Source organism: Kitasatospora sp. NPDC004531 (assembly GCF_053602195.1).
Genome location: NZ_JBSGDD010000026.1, coordinates 57,824 through 77,620, shown reverse-complemented (window position 1 = coordinate 77,620; position 19,797 = coordinate 57,824). Strand labels below are relative to the sequence as shown.

General features: G+C 72.0%; 18 protein-coding genes and 2 pseudogenes. 17 read left to right on the top strand and 3 right to left on the bottom strand.

The genetic code is table 11. The features are described 5' to 3' along the window. On the top strand, positions 1 to 996 hold a 996-nt coding region (locus tag ACWEMJ_RS14035; protein WP_452137265.1), incomplete at its 5' end, for a DUF7507 domain-containing protein. A 100-nt stretch (positions 997 to 1,096) separates the two neighbouring features. Here the strand turns inward: ACWEMJ_RS14035 and ACWEMJ_RS14030 are convergent. Continuing rightward, positions 1,097 to 1,561, bottom strand: a complete 465-nt coding sequence (locus tag ACWEMJ_RS14030; RefSeq protein WP_452137264.1) for a hypothetical protein — start codon at positions 1,559 to 1,561, stop codon at positions 1,097 to 1,099. A gap of 154 nt (positions 1,562 to 1,715) precedes the next feature. Here ACWEMJ_RS14030 and ACWEMJ_RS14025 point away from each other — a divergent pair, with 154 nt between their 5' ends. Beyond that, positions 1,716 to 3,200 carry a hypothetical protein gene (locus tag ACWEMJ_RS14025; RefSeq protein WP_452137263.1) on the top strand — a complete coding sequence of 495 codons (1,485 nt, stop codon included), beginning with the start codon at positions 1,716 to 1,718 and terminating at the stop codon, positions 3,198 to 3,200. A 38-nt stretch (positions 3,201 to 3,238) separates the two neighbouring features. On the opposite strand, the gene ACWEMJ_RS14020 is transcribed toward ACWEMJ_RS14025, so the two are convergent. Next, the gene (locus ACWEMJ_RS14020; RefSeq protein ID WP_452137262.1) at positions 3,239 to 4,339 is read right to left on the bottom strand and encodes an ROK family transcriptional regulator; all 1,101 of its coding nucleotides are present in this window, start codon (positions 4,337 to 4,339) and stop codon (positions 3,239 to 3,241) included. Positions 4,340 to 4,554: 215 nt separating this feature from the next. Here ACWEMJ_RS14020 and ACWEMJ_RS14015 point away from each other — a divergent pair, with 215 nt between their 5' ends. The 13 genes and pseudogenes from ACWEMJ_RS14015 to ACWEMJ_RS13955 form a co-directional block, all read left to right on the top strand. Next, positions 4,555 to 5,769: an MFS transporter gene (locus ACWEMJ_RS14015; RefSeq protein WP_452137261.1), complete on the top strand. Its 1,215-nt coding sequence runs from the start codon at positions 4,555 to 4,557 to the stop codon at positions 5,767 to 5,769. A 239-nt stretch (positions 5,770 to 6,008) separates the two neighbouring features. Then, positions 6,009 to 7,496 (top strand): GMC family oxidoreductase, encoded by a 1,488-nt coding sequence (locus tag ACWEMJ_RS14010; RefSeq protein ID WP_452137260.1) that lies wholly within the window; start codon positions 6,009 to 6,011, stop codon positions 7,494 to 7,496. Between the two features lie 34 nt (positions 7,497 to 7,530). Continuing rightward, positions 7,531 to 8,139 (top strand): HAD family hydrolase, encoded by a 609-nt coding sequence (locus tag ACWEMJ_RS14005; protein WP_452137259.1) that lies wholly within the window; start codon positions 7,531 to 7,533, stop codon positions 8,137 to 8,139. 131 nt (positions 8,140 to 8,270) lie between these two features. Further along, positions 8,271 to 9,506 carry a DegT/DnrJ/EryC1/StrS family aminotransferase gene (locus ACWEMJ_RS14000; RefSeq protein ID WP_452137258.1) on the top strand — a complete coding sequence of 412 codons (1,236 nt, stop codon included), beginning with the start codon at positions 8,271 to 8,273 and terminating at the stop codon, positions 9,504 to 9,506. Positions 9,507 to 9,567: 61 nt separating this feature from the next. Beyond that, positions 9,568 to 10,719, top strand: coding sequence for a GNAT family N-acetyltransferase (locus ACWEMJ_RS13995; protein WP_452137257.1), 1,152 nt, complete (start codon positions 9,568 to 9,570; stop codon positions 10,717 to 10,719). A gap of 152 nt (positions 10,720 to 10,871) precedes the next feature. Beyond that, positions 10,872 to 11,210: a hypothetical protein gene (locus ACWEMJ_RS13990; protein ID WP_452137256.1), complete on the top strand. Its 339-nt coding sequence runs from the start codon at positions 10,872 to 10,874 to the stop codon at positions 11,208 to 11,210. A 160-nt stretch (positions 11,211 to 11,370) separates the two neighbouring features. Further along, positions 11,371 to 11,946, top strand: coding sequence for a hypothetical protein (locus ACWEMJ_RS13985; RefSeq protein ID WP_452137255.1), 576 nt, complete (start codon positions 11,371 to 11,373; stop codon positions 11,944 to 11,946). Positions 11,947 to 12,223: 277 nt separating this feature from the next. Next, positions 12,224 to 12,487 carry a tyrosine-type recombinase/integrase gene (locus ACWEMJ_RS13980; protein ID WP_452137267.1) on the top strand — a complete coding sequence of 88 codons (264 nt, stop codon included), beginning with the start codon at positions 12,224 to 12,226 and terminating at the stop codon, positions 12,485 to 12,487. Beyond that, positions 12,484 to 12,819 carry a helix-turn-helix domain-containing protein gene (locus tag ACWEMJ_RS13975; RefSeq protein WP_452137254.1) on the top strand — a complete coding sequence of 112 codons (336 nt, stop codon included), beginning with the start codon at positions 12,484 to 12,486 and terminating at the stop codon, positions 12,817 to 12,819. The genes ACWEMJ_RS13980 and ACWEMJ_RS13975 overlap by 4 nt, the downstream gene beginning before the upstream one ends. Positions 12,820 to 13,655: 836 nt before the next feature. Then, positions 13,656 to 14,972, top strand: a complete 1,317-nt coding sequence (locus ACWEMJ_RS13970; RefSeq protein WP_452137253.1) for a hypothetical protein — start codon at positions 13,656 to 13,658, stop codon at positions 14,970 to 14,972. Positions 14,973 to 15,369: 397 nt separating this feature from the next. Next, complete coding sequence (gene uppS, locus ACWEMJ_RS13965; protein ID WP_452137252.1) at positions 15,370 to 16,032, top strand: polyprenyl diphosphate synthase; 663 nt, start codon at positions 15,370 to 15,372, stop codon at positions 16,030 to 16,032. Between the two features lie 29 nt (positions 16,033 to 16,061). Then, the gene (locus ACWEMJ_RS13960; RefSeq protein WP_452137251.1) at positions 16,062 to 17,012 is read left to right on the top strand and encodes a terpene synthase family protein; all 951 of its coding nucleotides are present in this window, start codon (positions 16,062 to 16,064) and stop codon (positions 17,010 to 17,012) included. A gap of 19 nt (positions 17,013 to 17,031) precedes the next feature. Continuing rightward, a pseudogene (locus ACWEMJ_RS13955) lies at positions 17,032 to 17,238 on the top strand (IS110 family transposase); the annotation flags it as partial. Between the two features lie 292 nt (positions 17,239 to 17,530). Here the strand turns inward: ACWEMJ_RS13955 and ACWEMJ_RS13950 are convergent. Continuing rightward, positions 17,531 to 18,289 carry an NAD(P)/FAD-dependent oxidoreductase gene (locus tag ACWEMJ_RS13950; RefSeq protein WP_452137250.1) on the bottom strand — a complete coding sequence of 253 codons (759 nt, stop codon included), beginning with the start codon at positions 18,287 to 18,289 and terminating at the stop codon, positions 17,531 to 17,533. 945 nt (positions 18,290 to 19,234) lie between these two features. On the opposite strand from ACWEMJ_RS13950, the pseudogene ACWEMJ_RS13945 reads away from it, so the two are divergent. Both ACWEMJ_RS13945 and ACWEMJ_RS13940 read left to right on the top strand, forming a co-directional pair. Beyond that, a pseudogene (locus ACWEMJ_RS13945) lies at positions 19,235 to 19,400 on the top strand (DUF255 domain-containing protein); the annotation flags it as partial. A 65-nt stretch (positions 19,401 to 19,465) separates the two neighbouring features. Further along, entirely contained in the window at positions 19,466 to 19,795 is a 330-nt protein-coding gene (locus ACWEMJ_RS13940; RefSeq protein WP_452137249.1) for a hypothetical protein, read from the top strand. The last annotated feature ends 2 nt before the right edge of the window (positions 19,796 to 19,797 follow it).

Here is a 19,797-nt window from a genome sequence, read left to right as displayed (position 1 = left end):
ACCGCCGCTGACGTGTCGGCCGGGCACGTGACGAACACCGCCCGGGCGAACGGCACCGACCCCGAGGGCGGGCCGGTGGTGAGCCCGCCCGGCGAGGCCACGGTTCCGGTGCTGGGAGAGGCCGGACTGTCGATCGCGAAGTCGGCCGATGCGGCCGGCCCGTTCCAGGTCGGCGACACCGTGACCTACACCTACACCGTCACCAACACCGGCACCGCCGCAGTGCACGACCTCACCGTCACCGACGACCGGGTGGCGTCGGTGTCGTGCGGGGCGACGGTGTTGAGCCCGGGCGGGAGCACCACCTGCCACGGCAGTTACGTGATCACCGCCGCCGATGCGTCGGCCGGGCACGTGACGAACACCGCCCGGGCGAACGGCACCGACCCCGAGGGCGGGCCGGTGGTGAGTCCGCCCGGCGAGGCCACGGTCGTCGTGGTGGGCGAGGCCGGACTGTCGATCGCGAAGTCGGCTTCGGGCGGAGGGCCGTTCCGGGTCGGCGACACGGTGGACTACACCTACACCGTCACGAACACCGGTGCGGTCGCCGTCCACGACCTGACCGTCGCGGACGACCGGGTGGCGTCGGTGTCCTGCGAGGCGACGGCGCTGGAACCCGGCCGGAGCACGGTGTGCCGCGGCAGTTACGTGGTGACGGAGCAGGACGGGAGAGCGGGGCACGTGACGAACACGGCGGTGGCGTCGGGCCGCGACCCGGAGGGCGGGGCGGTGCGGAGCGAGCCGGTGGAGCTGTGCGTCGCGGTGGTGTCGTGCCCGCCGAAGTCGGACGGCAAGGGCGGCGGTTGCGTGCGGCCCTCGGGCGGGAGCGGCCCGTCGGCGCCGCCGTCCGGTGCTGGTCCGGGCGGTCTCCCGGACACGGGTGCGCCCGCGGTGGTCGCGGTGGCGGCTGCGGCCGGCGGGGGCCTGATGGCGGTGGGCGGCGTGCTGCTCCACCGGGCGCGTCGCCGCCGGGAGGCGGACCGCGTGGCGGGGTAGCGCCCGCGAGCGCATGAGGGGTGGGGGCCGTCTCCGGGCCTGTCGGTTCCCGGGCGCGGCCCCCGCCCCTTCTCCCGTCCCGGCGGGCGGCGGCCGCAGGTCACGGGGACTCGGGCGGCGTGTCCTTGTCGGCCTTTCGTCGGCGCGGGGACGACGGGCGGGAGTCGATGGTGAGTTCGGAGATGTCCCTCCCCATGACCACGGCGCCGTACTGGTGGCCGCCGCTGATGGTGTTGTGCACGCTGCCGTCGCCGGTGCGTACCAGCTTCGCCCGGTCGTGCCACTGCCGCAGCCCCGTCCGGAAGTCCGGGTCCAGGGCGGCGCGGACGGCCAGGACGGTGCTCAGCGACTGCCCCCGGGCCGGATCGGCCGGCGCCCGTTCCAGGGCCGCGAGCTCCGCCTCCCCGGAGCTGACGGCCGGCGCGTCCGGGTCGTCGCCGGTGGCCGCCCCGCGCCCGAAGGGGCGGCGGACCAGCTCGCCCAACCCGGCCCACGCCTGCCTGCCCGGCTCGCCGCCGGCGCCCCCCGCCAGCGCTGCCAGCAGCCCCACCGAAACCGGATCCACTTCGCACCTCCAGTGAGGAAAGCACCAGTGGAGGACAACCTACGCGAGCTACGGGTAGCCTGACAGGCCATCAGGTCGGGCCGCGCGAACGCGGCCAGCTCCACGGGCAGTTGACGGTCTTCCCGTTGTGCAGGGGAGTTGCACTGTGGTCGACATGAACCGGCCGGACGGGGTGGGTGGCGTGGACAACCAGGGCGACACGCACAACAAGATCATCGACAGCACCATCCACGGCAACGTGATCATGGGCGGCATCGTCTCGATGCTGGCGGGCCCGAAACTGCCCTGGCGCCTGCTGGTGGCCGTCACCTGCGTCCTGGCCCTGGTGGGTGCCGGCCTCACCTACTGGGCGCTGCGGGATCCGGACGGGAGCAGGGCGCCGGAACTCAGCGCCCGCTACGACCCGGAGCACGGCGACGCGGGCGCCACGGCGGTCGTCCCGAGGGCGGTCCGGGCGGCGGAGCTCCCCGCCGTCGACGGTTGCGGCACCGTCCGCACCTGGTCGCACGCGCAGGGCGGCACGGACGTCGGCGCGTCGCCGCTCTCGATCTCGATGGTCGGCAACGGCCACACCGTGGTGGTCGAGCAGGTGCGGGCGACCATCGTGGGCGAGCCCCGCGACCCCCTGCCCGGGACGGTCGTGGGCTGTGCCGGGCAGGGCGTCGGCCAGAAGATCGACATGGGCGTCGACCTCGACTCCGCCGACCGGACCGCGCTGATCGGGGCCTCCGGGCCGATCTCGTTCGCCCCGTACTTCACCGACAGGTACGTCTACCTGGAGAACCAGAAGCCCGAGCTCGTCAGCCTCACCGTCCTTGCGGTGCAGCACAGTTACGACTACGTGCTCACGGTCGAGGGCTCGGTCGACGGCAAGCGCCGTACCTGGACGCTGAAGGACGGCGACCGCCCGTTCCGCGTCTCCGGAGTGCGACGGGAACGCGGCACCGAACTGACCACCCAGGGGAACGGCTGGCAGACCGCCTACGGCACCGGCTTCGGCGAACGCATCCGGTGCAACCCCTGCTACGACCAGGACGAGCAGGAGATCCCGGGCACCTCGGTCGCCGCCGCGCCGCCCGGCTTCACCTTCACCTCCGCCCCCGGAGCCGATCCGATCGAGCTCCCGGCCCCGCCCAAGGAACGGCCGTCGGCGCCCACCCCGCCGTTGACGGTCGACGACCACGACGCGGAGTCGGTCGCGATCGCCTGGGCGGTCACCTCGGGAAGCTTCGACACGTCCCGCGGCGACACCGGCCCGGCCGCCGTCCTCGACCGGGTCCGTCCCTATCTGACGCCCGAACTGCACGCAGCCGGCGGCGGGTTGAACGCCTGCTCGCCGGACGGCCCGGCCTGGCCCGCCGACCTGAGCGCACACCGGGGCTGGTCGGTGGTCCTGCGGGCGACGGCGATGCCACCGCAGGACCGCACCGATCCGGGCGACCTCACCACCGACGTGGTCCAGTTGGAGGTCCCGGTCGGCTGCGCCTACGTCGGGGAGGACGGCTGGTTCCGGCACACCAAGGAGGTCATTGCCGACCTGCGGCTGCGCCGGCAGCCCGACGGCCGCTACCTGATCTCCGACATCGGCGAGGTGAAGTACGACTTCCCGGCCGTCACCGACCCGCCGCAGCAGCCCTGAGGCGGCGCTCCTACGGGGAGGACGCCTCGCAGGGGACGTCAGGGGAGCAGGGTGTGCTCCGCGCTCTTCAGGGCGAGGCAGACCGCGCCGACGGCGGCGGACTCGTTGCGCAGCGGCGAGTGGTGCAGCACGGGCGGGGAGAGGGTGATGCGGTTCAGGCGGGCGCGGACTTCGTCGACGATCTCGGGGTTGCGCTCCACCACGCCGCCGCCGATCACGATGGCGTCGGGGTCCAGGAGGTGGCTGAGGGCGGCGAGTCCCGCGCCGATCCGGTTGACGGCCGTCGCGCGGGTGCCGGGGTCGGTGAGGTCGACGCCGAGCAGCCGCTGTTCGAGCCAGCCGGGCCGGGAGGGGTCCACGCGCCAGTCATCGGGGACGTCCGCGAGGGCGAGGTAGCCGAGTTCGCCGGCGGCGCCCGCGGCGCCCCGGTGCAGGTGGCCGCGGACGAGGAGGCCGGCACCGATCCGCGAGCCCCAGTGGACGTAGGCGACGGTGCCGAGGCCGCGGGCCGCGCCGTGGTGGTGCTCGCCGAGCACCGCGAGGTTGGCGTCGTTCTCCACCAGCACCGGACAGCCGGGGTGGGCGGCGCGCAGGTCGGCCCGGAGTCCGGCGACCGGCCACGGCCCGTGCCGGGGGAGCGGGGCCGTGTCGGGCGCGGCGACGATGCCGGGCGTGGCCATCGCGATGGCGCGCAGGCCGCCGGAGCCGGGCAGGCCGGCCAGCAGCTCGGCGAGGCGTCCGCGCACCTCCCGGCCGGCCTCGGCGGCGGTCAGGCCGTGGTCGTCGCGCCGCCACCGGCCGACCACAGTGCCCTGCAGGTCGGCCAGCAGGACCACCAGCCGGTTGGGACCGACGTCGATGCCGGCAACATGGCCGGATTCCGCCCTGAACCGGACCGTTCGGGCGGGGCGGCCGAGGCCGGACTGGTCGCGGCGGGCGTCCTCGGCGTACTCGACGAGGCCTGACGCCTCAAGGACTTTGACCAGTTGATTGACGGTCGGCCGGGACAGGCCGAGGTCCGCGGCGATCTCCCGGATCCGGCGCGGGCCGTTCGCGCGGACATTGCCGAGTACGGCGGCCAGGTTCGACTGGCGCACGTCGGCCTGGCTGGAACCCCGCGAGGGGGTGGGCTGCGACACGGATCCTCCTTGACAGGTCTAGACCGTGAGACTTAGAAAGGTAACCCAATTAATTATGTGGGCGGAGGGCCGTCCAGAGCCATCCCCCGGCCCCACCCTAGTTCCAGGACCCTCCCCGGGGGCCTGCCCCGACCGTACAGCGCACCGCACCTCCCACTCCGGACGGCGGACCACAGGACGCCGTCCGGCCAGGTCAGACAGGAGCGGCCACCCGCATGGACACCCCGCACCCCGCACCGGAGCACAGCGGCGACACCGACGGTCCGCGCCTGCGCCGCGACCGGACGACCCGTCAGCTCTACCTCCAGCTCTCCGTGTTCGGGTTCGTCATGTACGGCTTCAGCCCCTCCATCCCGCTGCTGGCCCACGACCGCGCCCTCGCCGCCGAAACCGCCACCCTGCACAGCACCGCCCTCGCCGTCGGCGCTGTCCTCGCGGGCGCCGTCACCGCCCGCGCCTGCCGACGCCTCGGGCGGCGCTCCGTCCAGTCGGCCGCGCTGCTCGCCCTGGCCGGCGCGGTCGTCGTCTACTGCGCGGCGCCCTGGCTGTGGTGCACGCTGCCCGCCGCCGTCCTGCTGGGGTGCTCGGGCAACATCATCGTCAACGTCACCGCGGCCACCCTCGCCGACCACCACGGCGCACTGGCCGACGCCGCCATCAGCGAGGCCAACGGCATCGGCGCCGGAGTCGGCATGCTCGCCCCGCTCGCGCTCGGCCTGGCCGCGCTGACCGCGGCCACCTGGCGCCTGGGCCTGCTGCTGACCGTCCCCCTCGCCCTGGCCGCCTGGCTGACCGGGCGTCGGACCACGGCCGGGGCGCCGCCCGGACCCGCCGCGGCCGAGCACCGGGGCGGCAGGTTCACCCGGGAGTTCCGACGCGCCTGGGGCGTCTTCCTGCTCTGCTCCGGCTTCGAGATGTGCATGAGCGTGTGGGCGTCCGAGGAACTGCGCGTCCACGGCGGGCTGTCCCGGTCGGCCGCCACCATGGGACTGACACTGATGCTGCTCGGCATGGTCGGCGGCCGGCTGCTCGGCGCCCGCCTCGCCCAGCAGGGCGACCGCCGCGCCCTGCTGACGGGCAGCCTGCTGCTCGCCGGAGCCGGCTTCGCCGTGTTCTGGACGGGCACCGGCGCCACCGCACTCGTCGGCATCGCCCTGTGCGGGCTCGGCATGTCGCTGCACTTCCCGCTCGCCGTGGGCAGCGCGCTGGCCGCCGAAGCCGGACGCACCGACCGGGCGATGGCACGCTTCGCGCTCGGCCAGGGCCTCGCCGCCGGGGCCGGCCCGTTCCTGCTGAGCGCCCTCGCCGGCGGCGTCGGCATCCACCGCGCCTTCCTGGCGAGCGCCGCCCTGCTGCTCGGCGCACTGCTCCTCGCCCGCACGCTCACCTCGAACCGGGTCGTCCCCGCCACCGCCGTCCGGAGCGCCTGACCGCGAACCCGCCGCCCCCGGCCACCCCCGCCCGTCCGCACCCGGCCGACCGCGCCGGGCCCGATGACCGCACCACATGACCGCACCACCGCCCGTGCCCGCGCCGCAGCCGGCACCGGGACCGTCCGGCTGCCCGGAACACCCCCGGGAGGAGACCGCCGCCGACCGAACCCCCCGTCACAGCCGTCCTCGAGAACGTGAAACGTCCCGTCGAACGCCGACCGCCCGAGGGAGAAGACATGACCACACCCGAATACGACTACGTGATCGTCGGCGCCGGAGCCGCCGGCTGCGTCCTGGCCGCGCGACTGTCCGCCGACCCGAGCCTGCGCGTGCTCCTGGTCGAAGCCGGACCCGACCGGCGCGACGACCCCCGCGTGGCGACCCCGGCCCGCTGGCCCTCCCTGCTCGGCGGGGACCTCGACTGGAGGTACCTGACGGAGCCCCAGGAGAGCCTCGCCGGACGCCGGCTGAGCTGGCCGCGCGGCCGGCTGGTCGGCGGCTCCGCGGCCATCAACGCCATGGTGTACATCCGCGGCCACGCCTACGACTACGACCGCTGGGCGGAGCACGGCGGCGACGCCTGGAACTGGAAGGCCGTCGAACCGCTCCTGCACCGCGCCGAGCAGGTGATCGGCCAGGACCGCCCCGACACCGCCGGCCCCGCCGGGCCGCCCCACCCGTTCAGCGCGGCCTTCGTCGAGGCCGCCGTGGCCTGCGGCCTGCCCCTCAACAAGGACTTCAACGAGGGCGACCAGGACGGCGTCGGCTTCTACACCGTGATGCGGGCCGACGGCCGCCGGGCCACCCCCGGCGAGGCCTACCTCGGCCCCGCCCTCCACCGCCCCAACCTGCACCTGCTGGCCGATGCCGCCGTCGAACGGATCACCGTGGAGCACGGCCGCGCCACCGGCGTCCTGGTCCGCGTCCCCTCAGGCCGCCGCACGCTGCGGGCCGCCCGCGAGGTCGTCCTCACCGCCGGGACCGTCGGCACCGCCCAGCTGCTCCTGCTGTCCGGCATCGGCCCCGCCGACGACCTGCACGCCCTCGGCATACCGGTGCTCGCCGACCGGCCGCAGGTCGGCGCGAACCTGCACGACCACGTCCAGGTGTCCCAGAGCTTCCTGTGCACCGTCGAGCACCCCGTCCCCGACACCTCGACCCTCGGCGAAGCCGGCGGCTTCGTCCGGACCCGCGACCGGCTGCCCGCACCCGACGTGCAACTGTCCTTCGCCCCCACCGGCGACCTCAACACCGGCCAGGCACCGGGCGCCGCCTTCACCCTCGGACCGGCCGTCACCCGGCCCGAGAGCCGCGGCCGGCTCCGGCTCACCTCGACCGACCCGGACGTCCCGCCCGCCATCGACCCGCGCTACCTCACCGAGTCCGCCGACCGCGACAGCCTGACCGCCGGCCTCGAACTCGTCCGCCGGATCGCCGACCGGCCCGAACTGCGCGCCCTCTACCAGGGCCGCCCGCAGAACCCCACCGCCGCCGACGCCGCCGAGCACATCCGCCGACACGCCCAGACCCAGTTCCACCCCGTCGGCAGCTGCGCCCTCGGACGGAGCGAGGACGCCGTCCTCACCCCCGAACTGGCGGTCCGGCAGATCGAGGGCCTGCGCGTCGCGGACGCCTCGGCCATCCCCTTCGTCCCCACCGGCAACGTGACCGCCGCCGTCCTGGCGGTGGCCGAACGCGCGGCGGAGCTGATCCTCACCGGCTGACCGCCCGTCAACCCGCCCCCTGGGAAGGAAAACGATGTCCAGCACGCTCGACCCCGACTGGCTCACCGACCGCGACGCCGTCCTCTTCGACTGGGACGGCACCCTCGCCAACACCCACACCGCCCACTTCAAGGCCCTGTCCGACACCCTCGGCCCGCTCGGCATCCCGATCAGCTGGAGCTGGTTCCTCGCCCGCACCGGCACCTCCGCGCCCGAGACCATCAGCGGCGCCCTCCAGCAGTACGGCATCACCCCCACCGACCCGGTCGACGTCATGGTGGCGGTCTGCGAGGAGCGCTACCTCGACCACATCGAGGACGTACGGGAAATCGGCTGGGTCGCGGACCTGGCCCGTTCACTGGCCGGGCGCCTGCCGACCGCCGTCGCCTCCGGCGGCATGCGCCACACCATCGAGGCCACCATGAAACACCTGGACCTCGCCGACCTGTTCACCTGCACCGTCACCCGCGACGACGTCGCCGAGGGCAAGCCCTCGCCGGAGATCTTCCTGCTCGCCGCCGAACGCCTCGGCGTCGAACCGTCCCGCTGCCTGGTCCTGGAGGACAGCGACTCCGGCCTGCTGGCCGCCCACCGCGCCGGCATGACCGCCGTCGACATCCGCACCCGCGCGATCGCCGGCTGACCCGGACGCCCGACCCGCCACGCGCTCCCCGCACCGGCCGGCCCCGGCCGCCCGCCCGCCACGTGCTCCCTGCACCGCTCCCCGCACCGGCCAGCCCCAACCGCCCGCCACCGCCTTCCACGGAGGACGCCATGCCCGGACCCGGTTACGCCTACCTCGGCGCAGAGGAACGACGCAACGTCGAATCCGTCCTGGACACCTGGGACCTCACCCGCTACGCCTACGGCGTGCCCGACCGCACCACCTTCGTCCGCACCCTGGAGACCGACGCCGAGAAGTTCTTCGGCAGCCCCTGGGCGATCGCGGTGAACAGCGGCACCTCCGCGCTGCTCACCGCCCTCGCCGCGCTCGGCATCGGCGAGGGCGACGAGGTCATCGTGCCCGGCTACGGCTTCATCGCCTCGATCGGCGCGATCGTCCACGCCGGCGCCGTCCCGGTCATCGCCGAGGTCGACGCCTCGCTCACCCTCGACCCCGCCGACGTCGAACAGCGCATCACCGAACGCACCCGCGCCGTCCTGGCCGTCCACATGCTCGGCGCGCCCTGCGACCTGGACGCCCTGAAGGACCTGACGGACCGCCACGGCCTGCACCTGATCGAGGACACCGCCCAGGCCTGCGGCGCCACCCACCGCGGCCGCCACCTCGGCACCGTCGGCACCCTCGGCGCGTTCTCCTTCAACCCCTTCAAGGTGATCACCAGCGGCGAGGGCGGCCTGGTCCTGACCGCGGACGAGGACCTCTACACCCGCGCCTACGCCTTCCAGGACCAGGGGTGGTCGCCGCTGCGCGCCGACCGGGACGAGGCCGACGGGCACGCCCTGTTCGGGATGAACCTGCGGATGGCCGAACTCGCCGCCGCCGTCGGCGTGGCCCAACTCGCCAAGCTCCCGGACGTGTTGGAGCAGCTGCGGGCCGTCAAGTCGCGGCTGGCCGCGCTGATCGGCGACCAGCCCGGCCTGGTGCGTCGCACCCTGCACGACGCGGAGGGGGAGTGCGCCACCGTCCTGGTGTACCTCGCCGACGACGCCGCCACCGCGACGGCCCTGGCCGCCGAGCTCGGCAGCCGCACCCTGGCCCAGTCCGGCCGGCACTACTACGCCAACATCCCGCAGCTGGCGGGCCTGGCCACCGGCACCAGCCTCCCCTACCGCCGCCGCCCGGCCGCCGGACCGCTGCCCGACTACCGCAAGGGCGCGCTCCCGCGCACCGACGCGCTGCTCGCCCGCGCGGTGGCCGTCTCCGTCGGCGTGTCCGACGCGTACCTCGGTGCGGGCTTCGGCGCCACCGTCACCAGCACCGACGACCAACTCGCCGCCCTCGCCGAGCGGTTCACCGCCGCCGCGGCCGCCGCCCGCCGGGTCTGACCGGTTTCCGCCCGGGGTGCCGTGGCCCGCCACGGCACCCCCTGTTCGAAGGGATCCGTGCATGGAGATCACCGCGCCGCGCGACGAGGACGACCTCGCGCAGTACACCGCGCTCTCCGACACCGTCTTCGCCGCCGCCCTCCGGCCGTCCGTCCTCGCCGCCCCGGCCCAGGTCCGGGTGGCCGTCGAAGCCGGGCGGGTCGTCGGCGGGCTCATCGTGCTGCCGATGTCCCAGTACTACGGCGGGACGCCGCTGCCCGCGGCCGGGCTGAGCACGGTGTGCGTCGCCGCCGACCGGCGCGGCCGGGGCGTGGCCGGCGCGCTGATCACCGAGACGCTCCGCGAACAGGCCGCCGCCGGTGCCGTGGTCAGCCCGCTGTGGACCCCCGCGCTGGGCTTCTACCGGCGCTGGGGCTGGGACGTGGCCGGCGACGCCTGGACGCTGGACCGCCCGATCGAGGCGTTCGCCCCGACCGCCGCCCCCTACCGGGTCGCCGACGTGACCGGCGGCAGCCCGGGCACCGACCTGTACGAGCGGATCGCCGTCCGCTGGAACGGGCCGGTCGAGCGCGACGGCGCGTGGTGGCGTCGCCGCTACCCGTCGGACAGCCCCGGCACGCTCCACCGCATCGACGCCCCTGACGGCACGCCGCGCGCACTGGTCGGCTGGCGGCGCACCCGGCTGCCCGACGGGTGGGGGCACCGCCTCGACATCACCGACTACTGGGCCGACGACCCGCAGGCCGCCGCACTCGCCGACGCGTTCATCGGCGCCCAGCGGAGCCAGGCCCGAAGCGTCCGCTTCCTGCCCGGCACGCTGCCCGCACTGCCCGAACACCTTTGGCGGACCGCCCAGTTCAACAGCGAGGGCCGACTGCACCACCCGTGGATGGCCCGCCTGCTGGACCCGGCCCGGGCCCTGGCCGCCACCCACTGGCCGGCCGCCGCCCGCGGACGCCTCGCACTCTCCCTCACCCGTCCCGACGGCGCCGCCCAGGCCCTGCGGATCACCGTCGAGGACGGCCGCGCCACCGCCGAACCCGGCCACCTGGACGAGGGCCCCGCGCTGCCCGTCGGCCTGTTCACCTCCTGGTTCACCGGCGCCATCGGCACCGACGACCTCCGCCACCGCACGGGCGCCGACCACCACGCCCTGGACCTGCTCGCCGCCATGGGCGGACAGCGCCGCCCATGGCTGCCGGACCTGTTCTGACGACCGGGGCACCGGCCGGCCGACGGCTTCGGCCGTCCCGTTCTCGACCTCCCGCGGGATCGCGCCCACGACCGGCCGGGCAGGTCCGTCCCCGCGGTGGCGACGCTCTACCTTGGTGTCGTGGAAGAGACGAACGTGAGGCGGGGGTCGAGTTGACGCACGAGGATGTCCACGCCGGTGAGCGCCGGGCCCGCGCTCGGTGCCTGCCCGAGGCGTGGATGTGCGATGTCTTCCAGATCGACGGCAGCCTGAGGGACATCCGGGTCCTCGACACGACCCGCAGCGAGTGGATCGCGGTCCTCGAACACCTGCGTGTGGCAGCCGACGAGACCGAGGTCGAGCACTACTACGACCGGCTCGATCCCGTGCGTCCGGCCATCGCCGACCTCTTCCGCATCTGGGCGGACGAGCCGGAGGGCCAGGAGTCGAGCTTCGCCTTCCGGGCCCGCTTCGGCGCCGTGTGGTTCTTCGCCGTGCCCTATCTCGAGTAATGCGCGGTATTGCATCGGATGCAACATTCGGCACGTGCTACGCATGGTCGTGAGCTGCGACTTTACCGGGGGCTCGGCTGAGGCCGGTCCCCGGTCGGCGTTCCTGATGGGCCAGCCGTAACCGATGCAACGATGTTGCGTTGGATGCAACGTGAACAGAGTGCTGGACCTGCCGGGCTCGGCCCATCTGGTACTGGCCTCCGGGGTTGCCTATCTCGACCCGGAGCCGGCCGCCTTCGAGGCGATGCTGGAAGGCTGGGCGCTGCAGCAGCGGGCCCGGTTTTTGGATGTTGAGCAGACGATCGCGCCGCGGCTGCGGCTGGTCCGGCGGTTCGCGGAGTTCACCAACGAGTACCCGTGGCAGTGGACGCCGTTGGAGGCGGAGGCGTTCATCGACAGCCTTCGATCGCGCCGCCAAGGTCTGGCCGTGTCGACGGGGCGGAGCTACCAGGACGCGCTGCGACTGTTCTGCGGCTACGCCACCGATGGCCGGTACGGGTGGCCGGCTCGGTGCCTGGATCTCTTCGGGACGGTGCCGGCACAGATCCTGCACGAGTGGAACACCGTCAGCCACACCAGCGACTACGAGGGCAGTCCTCGACGCCGCCCACTGACCTACGACGAGGTGCAGGCGCTGTTCGACGCGGCGGACGGGCGGGTGGAAGAAATCCGGGCCCGCCAACGCAAGGGGGCTCTGGCCCCACTGCGGGACGCGGTCGCGTTGAAGACGGTGTAGGCCTTCGGGCTGCGGCGCAGGGAGACATGCTGCCTGGATCTCCCGGACCTTCGCCGCAACCCCAAGGCCCCGCAGTACGGGCGCCTGGGCGCGCTGTTCGTGCGCTACGGAAAGGCGTCCCGGGGCGGGCTGCCGAAGCGCCGCACGGTACTGACCGTCCCGGAGTTCGACTGGATCGTGGAGGTCCTGGAGCACTACCTGCAGGAGGTGCGGCCCGCGTTCGCGCCAGGCAGGCATCCGGCGCTGTGGATGACCGAGCGGGTGGGGCCGGCTCTCGCTGCGGCGTCTGGACGAGGCGTTCGAGACAGCCCGACGCCTGGCCGGGCTCCCAGACGAACTGGACCTGCACTGCCTGCGGCACTCCTACGTCACACACCTGGTGGAGTTCGACTACCCGGAGCGTTTCGTGCAGGAGCAGGTGGGCCACGAGTACGCTTCCACGACCGCGATCTACACGGGCGTGTCCGACGACTACCGCACTCGTTTGGTGCAGCGTGCCCTCAAGGCGCGGCACGCCGGGTTGTGGGAGGTGGGTACGTGATCAGGAAGATGGGCTTCCGCTGGCACTTGCGGCAGTTGATGGCCCAGCGGGAGATTTTTCAGACCGCGGACCTGGTGCCGAAGCTGGCCGAGCGCGGTGTGCACCTCTCCCGCGAGCAGGTGTTCCGCCTTGTCACCCAGCCGCCCCAGCGGCTGTCGATGGACACCCTGGCCGCACTCTGCGACATCCTGGGCTGCGGGGTCCAGGACCTGATCGAGGTGGTCGTCGTCGACGAGCAGATCCGCAAGAACGGCACCAGCGGCGGAGTCGACCCGGCTGCTCCCGCGCCGATGGCACGTAGGACCACGATCCGCCGACCCGGCCAGACGTGAACGGCACCGAGGCCCGCGGCGAGATGCTGCAACTCGTCAGCGCTGCACTCCCGTTGCTCGACGAGCAGGTGGTGGAACGGTTGGTGATCAGCGCGGTGGTGCCGCGCACCGGCCGCTCCACCCTCGCCTACCTGAAAGAGCACCACGACTGGCTCACCGCCGGCGACCCGCGGCTGCCGAGAACGGTGCTGCGGCTGCTGAGCGAACTCCGCGCCGCCGGCGCTACCGAGGCCGTGGTGCCGGGATGCGCGGACTGCTCCCGACCCCGAGCGTTGACCGGCCGCCGCGAGGACGGCTCCCGGATCTGTCGGCCCTGTGCATCCGCCCGCTCGAGCGAGACCTGCCAGCGATGCGGCCGTCTGCGCCCCGTGGTCGTCCGCCAGGCCGATGCGACAGCCCTGTGCGACACGTGCTACGAACGCCCCACCACACCCTGCTCAGGCTGCGGACGGGACCGTCCCGTCAAGGCCCACACGGTCAACGGCCCTGTCTGCCAAGGATGCTACAGCCGCAGCCCACGAACCTGCGGCGGCTGCCACCAAGAGCGCCAGATCGTCATCAAGGCCAGCGACTCCCACCCGGACCTGTGCGCCGGCTGCTACAACGGCCCCCGAAGGCCATGCTCTCGCTGCGGCAAGATCCGAACCTGCCGAGGAGTACGCACAGGAACCTACCTATGCCTGTCGTGCGCTCCACGCCCCCAGGCCGCCTGCGCCCGGTGCGGCAAGGTCCGCGACGTGAAAACCCGCTGGCCCATCGGCCCGGTCTGCAGCTCCTGCTACGCCTTCATCCGCAACCACCCCCAACCGTGCCCAGCCTGCGGCGACCGCCAGCCCATGATCGGCGCGACCCCAGACGAATCACCACGATGCGGACCCTGCAGCGGAGTTGCCCGCCGCTACGCATGCCCACGCTGCGGCGGACCCGACGGCCCCGGCCGACCCGGCGAGTGCTCCCGCTGCCAGACCGCCGACGAACTGCGCCGCCACTTCGGCGCCGGCCACCTCCTCGCCCCGCTGATCGCCGGCCTCGAAGCCAGCGAGCGCCCCGACCACGTCCTCCAATGGCTCCAGCGCCCCGACAGCTCCGCCGCCCTCCTGCGCCAACTGCTCGCCAGCGGACACCAGCCCACCCACGAACTCCTCGACGCCTTCCCCCGCCGCACGGCCGCGGTCCACCTGCGCCAGCTCCTGGTCACCCACCAGATCCTGCCCGGGCGCAACGAACACCTCGCCCGTACCGAAACCTGGATGCACCGCCTCCTCGCCGACGCCACCCCCGACCACCGCCACCTGCTGCAGCCCTACACCACCTGGCTGATCCTGCGCCGTCTACGCCACCGCGCCGACACCCACGGCCTCACCGACTCCAGCGTCAACTACGCCCGAGAGCAGGCCCGTTGCGCACTCTCCTTCCTGTGCTGGCTCGACGAGCAGTCCCTCGCCCTCGACCGGGCCGGCCAGCACGACGTCGACCGCTGGATCACCGAAGGGGCGACCACCCGCCTACGGCTGCGCGACTTCCTGCGCTGGACCGCACGCCACAAGCTCAGCGGCGAACTCAGCGTCCCCGCAATGCCCAACAGCCAGGCGGCCACCTTCCTCGACGAGGACCTCCAAGTGGAGCTGCTGCACCGGTGCGTCCACGACCAGGGCCTGCCCGGCGACGTGCGGGCCGCCGGTGCACTGCTGCTGCTCTTCGGTGCCAAGCTGACCCGCATCGCCCGACTTCCTGTGCAGGACTTCACCCAGGCCGGGGACCAGGCGTTCATCACCTTCGGCGACCAGCCGGCCCCATTGCCGCCGGCCGTCGCCCGACTGGTGTCCACCCAGGCGGCCACCCGTCCCCGCCACCTGACCCGGCACCACGCCGAGGCTTCGCCCCGGCAGTGGCTGTTCCCGGGAGCGCTGCCCGGCCGCCCAGTCAGCGCCCACCGGCTCGGTGAGCGGCTCGTCACCCACGGCATCGAGGTCCGGGCAGCCCGCAACACCGCGGTCCTTGCCCTCGCCCAGGACCTCCCAGCGCCGGTAGTCAGTGAACTGCTGGACCTGCACATCGGCACGGCGGTCTACTGGGGCAAGCGCGGTGGCCGCGACTGGACCAGCTACCTCGAGGCTCGCCGTTCAGCAGTGTCGCCCGGCGCGCTCCGCTGAGGTTCTGCCGCGCTCGTCCGTGTGGCAGGCGCAGGTGCTCGATCGACATGCAGCGGATGACTGTGCCCCGGCCCGGCCACCAGGGTGGCCGGAGCGTCCACCGCATCCCCTGGGCGGGGGGTTCGGGTGGCGGGGGCGAGAGAACGAGACTGCCCTGGTCACGTAGGAGGAATGGCTCACTGTGACCACAGCCGACCAGCTCGCCGCTGTCGCAGGCCACGCCCTGACCTCCGACGGGCTCACCAAGATCAGCAGGTAGCTCTTCGGCAGTTACTGCAGAGTTGGATCTGGGTACTGGGCCGGCATGTTGCATGAGTCGACCCTTTTCCCGCGCTCGGTTGGCCCAGGCGCTGCCTCACGGGCGCACGGGAGCGAGGAACCACTGAGACACCTAGCGGTGATACTGGACGGAAACCGCCGGTGGGCTCAGATCCGAGGACTGGACAGTGCGCAGGGGTACGAGAGCGGCAGCCGGCGTACCCTCGATCTGCTGACCTGGGCTCAGGCCATCCAGGGTCTGGAGATCGTCACACTGTGGCCGTTGTCCACAGCGAACCTGCGCCGTGACAGTAGTGAACTGGAGCCGCTCATAGGGGTCATCGCGACGACCGCGGAACAGATCGCGGCCACAGGCTCCTGGAGGATCCGAATACTGGGCTGTCCCGAGCAACTGCCTTCTGCGGTGTACCGACGGATTCAGCAGGCTGTGGATGCCTCCGCCCGGAACGCGCCCCGAACGGTCAACCTTGCCATCGCCTATGGAGGCCGGGACGAGATCACGCGCGCTGTCGCCCGCATGGTCAGCGACCGGTCGTGGGCCGCTGATGGGCGGCGGGCCAGGGCGGCGGACCTCGCGGCCTACTTGGACACGGCCGGGCAACCCGACCCCGATCTCATCATCCGCACCTCCGGTGAACAGCGGCTCTCGGGGTTTATGCCATGGCAGTCGGCCGACGCCGAACTGTACTTTTGTGACGCCCTGTGGCCGGACTTCACCGAAGAACATTTCCGGGAGGCCATGCGGAGCTTCGCCGACCGCAATCGCCGATTCGGCCTGTAACGTCCGCCGGTCCTCGAAAAGGTGACCCCTTGCCCAACGTCCCATTCGCCATCCCGTTCCCGAGCCGGACCAACCAGCACCTGCCCCAGGTCCGGCCCCAGCACATCGACTGGCTCCACGCCATGGGCCTCCTGGCCCCAGGCATTGCCACCGACGCCTACCTGAAACAGAAACTGCCCGAGCTCATCGCCATGTGCTACCCCCAGCCCGACGCGCCCGGTCTTCAGCACATCACCGACAGCTGGGCTGTCATGATGGCCCTTGACGATCTGTTCGAGCGTCAGGCGCATTCCGCACAGGCGACGACCGAACTGGCGAACCGGTACATCGCCGTGATTTCAGGGCCGTCCGCCCCGGTAGCACCCGGCGGCGATCCGCTGGCGCGTGCGTGGCAGGACGTGTGGCGTCGGCAGTGCCGAGACATGTCCCCGCGGTGGCAGGAACGTGCCCGACGGCACTGGATCGACTACATCGCTGTCTGCGCAGAGGAAACACAGACAAGCCGCAGCGGGCAGGTCCCCGGCCTCGACGACTACTTCTCCACGCGCCGTCGGTCCCTGGCCACCCCAATCTGGTTCGACCTCGTTGAAGCAAGCAACAGGACCGAACTTCCCGATCTCGCACGCGAGAATGACCTGATCCGCCACATGGTCGCGCTCTGCTGCGACGCCGTCGCCTGCATCAATGACACGTTCTCGCTGGAGAAGGAAGAGGCGAACGGTGAGCTGAACAACCTGATCACTGTCCTCCAGCACCATCGCGGCTTCTCCCGAGCCCAGGCAATCGCGCATGCCCAGGAAACCGCAGGTACCCTGGCCGACCAGCTCCAGGAATCCTCCCTCCGTTTTCCGGCCCTGTACGACTTGACAACTCTCGGAGAGGCAGACAAGGAGGCCCTCCTGCTGTACGTGGACAGCATGCACTCGTTCGTGCGGGGAAACTACGACTGGCACTTTGTCACCTCGCGGTACTCGGGTTGAACCCGTGGGCGCGCGGGCGGCCCACCCTCTCCACCAGGTCCTGACCTCGATGCCCGGCATCGGCGTCAGGACCGGAGCCCGCATCCTCATCGACGTTGGCGACGGCACCGCCTTCCCCAGCGCCGGACACCTCGGGACCTACGCCGGCCTGGCACCGGTGACCCGCAGCTCTGGCTCCTCCATCCGCGGCGAACACCCGCCCCGGCGCAGCAACAGACAGCTCCGGATCATGGCCACGACGCGTCGCCAACGCCATCAACCCGACTCGGTCGAACCCAACTGAAAGGCAGAGGCCAGGAGTTCGAGGCAGCAGGTCACGGCGCGCAGGCGTGCTGCCGTGCGCGGTGACCGGTCGATCCACGCGCGCGGATAGCGCGCCGGCGCGTCACTTCACGAACGGCGCGTCGGTCGCTACAGCTCCATAAACCCGTCGGGAGTCGCTGCAGGGTGAGGATGTCGTCGGCCCCGCGGTCGGGTCGTCAGTGACTGTCTGGAGCACCAGCGGCTCACCGAACCTTTCAGTCGGAGCTCGGCTCGGGTCGACGGCTGGCCGGCTCGGGGCGGAATATGGCGAACACCGCGCGGGGGTCGCGCAGTGCGGTCGGGGCGAGTAGCTGGTAGATCTGCAGCAAGGCGTGGTGCAACTGCGGGCTTTGCCCGACCCGGCTCATCACCCGCCCCATCAGCCATGCGACGGCTGGGCTGAGCGCGGACGGTCGCTCCGTCCAGCGCGAGTCCTGTGCGGTCGCGAGTAGCCAGGGGATGATGGTGCGCCGGTAGAGGCGGCGCTGTGTTGTGCGGGTCCAGTTGCCGTGGCTGTGCAGGTCTCTGATCGAGTCGTGCAAGAGTTCGGCCTGCATGGCAGCGACCGTCATGCCCTGGCCGTAGATCGGATTGAACACGCACAGGCTGTCCCCCAGGACGAGGAACCGGTCTGGCCAGCGAGACATTCGGTGGTAGAGCTTGCGGCGGTTGAACAACTTGGCATAGGTGTAAATCGGAGTGTCCGGGGTGATGCTTGCCGCGATCTCGGACAATTTCGGTGAGCTCAACTGGTCCACTAGGTATCGGAATTCGGCCGGGTCAGTGGTTGGCCGATCCGCAGCCCGTCCGTACAGCATCAACTGGACCTGCTCGTTCTGCACGGCCACCGCCAAGCCTCCCCGCCCGAGTTCGACGTGCTGTCCGAGTTCGTACAGGACACCTGTGAACTCCAGCTCCTGCTGCGACACTTGCAGCCAGGCGGTGGCGTACGACTGGCCGGAGTCAACCTGCACCTCCTCGGGAGGGGGTACCCCAAGGCGCTGAGCCAGGCGGCGGCATGGGAGGTGCGTCCACTCGCGTCGACCACCAAGTCGGCGAAGACCTCTTCTGCTACCCCATCGGCAGGACTGACCCGTACCCCGGTGACTTGGCCACCGGTGTGGTCCGCCAGCAGACCCGCGACCGGGCTGTTGTCCCTGAATACCACGCCGGGTAGCGCCTGGACACGGGCTCGAAGTCGGGTCTCCAGGAAGTTCCGGCTGAACACCTGGGCCGGCAGAGCGAATGTCTGCGGCGGCGCCACCCGGCCGCGAACGGACACCTGGAAATGCTCCCCGATATCGAACAGCGGAGCCCCACCTGCCCGCAGCTCCTCCTGCACCCCGGGCAGGAGCTTCTCGATCGACTTGGCGCCTCGCAGCAGCAGCCCGTGCGACTGCCGGGCCTGCGGCACACCCGCCCGGAAACCCTCTCCCTCCGGCAACACGTCCCGCTTCAGCACCAGGACTTCGTCAAACGCTCCGGCCAGCGCGGCAGCCGTCAACAGCCCGGCTATGCTCCCGCCAGCCACCACCGCCCGCGAATCAGTCATTGCGACCCTCCCCTTCTCCGGCCGCCACTCTGGTGCGCGACATGGCCTTCCGGTCATTGCGAACCTGGCATCACGTTCCGCGTTACCGACCGCTTCGTCTCCCTGCGCCCCTGGGGCACAGCCAGCGGTCCTGACAACCCGATCCGACGGTGAGTTCGGCAGCCTCGGGAGTGTAGCGATGGGTGCCGTCGAGCTGCCAGCTACGGCGAAGCGACAAGTAGCTCCGCTCTCCATAGCCGATCTGACGCTGTGTTGTCCGGGAGACTTCTTCGTAGCAGTCCCTGCAGTGGTGGGGCGAGGCGGCTCCTCGGCATGTTGGCCGAATGCTCCTCACGCCGGTCGGAGCGACTGGAATGCTGCCGTCACGGTGAATCGACTGGTGCACGCCCAGTCGCCGTATCTCCAGCAGCACGCCACCAATTCCCGTGGGCTGGTGGGAGTGGGGAGAGGAGGCGATGTCAGAAGCGGCAAGGCGGGACGTACCCGTCCTCCTCTCGGCCGGGTACGCATCCTGCCATTGGTTACCGATTCTGACGATACGTCAATGACTTAACGCAACCAGGTAGTCCTGGCCTGGGGCGTTGCCAGGGGTAACCGCATGGACACGTGCGATGAGGACCTGGGCGAGAACACAGACGCTTGGGTGGAGGTCGAACTGGCCGCCTCGCCCGAGTGGGGCCCGGGAGGTACGCCCGCCGTCCACCCCGAGGTCCTGCGGGACGAGCCGCTGGCCGCGGCGGAGTGGGTGTCCAGCTATCTGACCGAGCTGCCCGCCGGCCCGGTGATGCGGTCGATGCCGGAGCAGCGGCGCTCGCGGCTGCGCGAAGCACAGCTGGGCCGCCACGGCGAAGGACCCGACCGGATCCTGCATTTCGCATGGGAGGGATTCAATCCGAAGGCTGTGACGGGGGCGTCGGGCTCCCGGTAGCG

Bases quoted from the DNA above. Each gene is read 5' to 3' on its own strand.
- ACWEMJ_RS14025 (WP_452137263.1), top strand. From the start codon at position 1,716: ATGAACCGGCCGGACGGGGTGGGTGGCGTGGACAACCAGGGCGACACG.
- ACWEMJ_RS14015 (WP_452137261.1), top strand. From the start codon at position 4,555: ATGGACACCCCGCACCCCGCACCGGAGCACAGCGGCGACACCGACGGT.
- ACWEMJ_RS14010 (WP_452137260.1), top strand. From the start codon at position 6,009: ATGACCACACCCGAATACGACTACGTGATCGTCGGCGCCGGAGCCGCC.
- ACWEMJ_RS14005 (WP_452137259.1), top strand. From the start codon at position 7,531: ATGTCCAGCACGCTCGACCCCGACTGGCTCACCGACCGCGACGCCGTC.
- ACWEMJ_RS14000 (WP_452137258.1), top strand. From the start codon at position 8,271: ATGCCCGGACCCGGTTACGCCTACCTCGGCGCAGAGGAACGACGCAAC.
- ACWEMJ_RS13995 (WP_452137257.1), top strand. From the start codon at position 9,568: ATGGAGATCACCGCGCCGCGCGACGAGGACGACCTCGCGCAGTACACC.
- ACWEMJ_RS13970 (WP_452137253.1), top strand. From the start codon at position 13,656: ATGATCGGCGCGACCCCAGACGAATCACCACGATGCGGACCCTGCAGC.
- ACWEMJ_RS13940 (WP_452137249.1), top strand. From the start codon at position 19,466: ATGGACACGTGCGATGAGGACCTGGGCGAGAACACAGACGCTTGGGTG.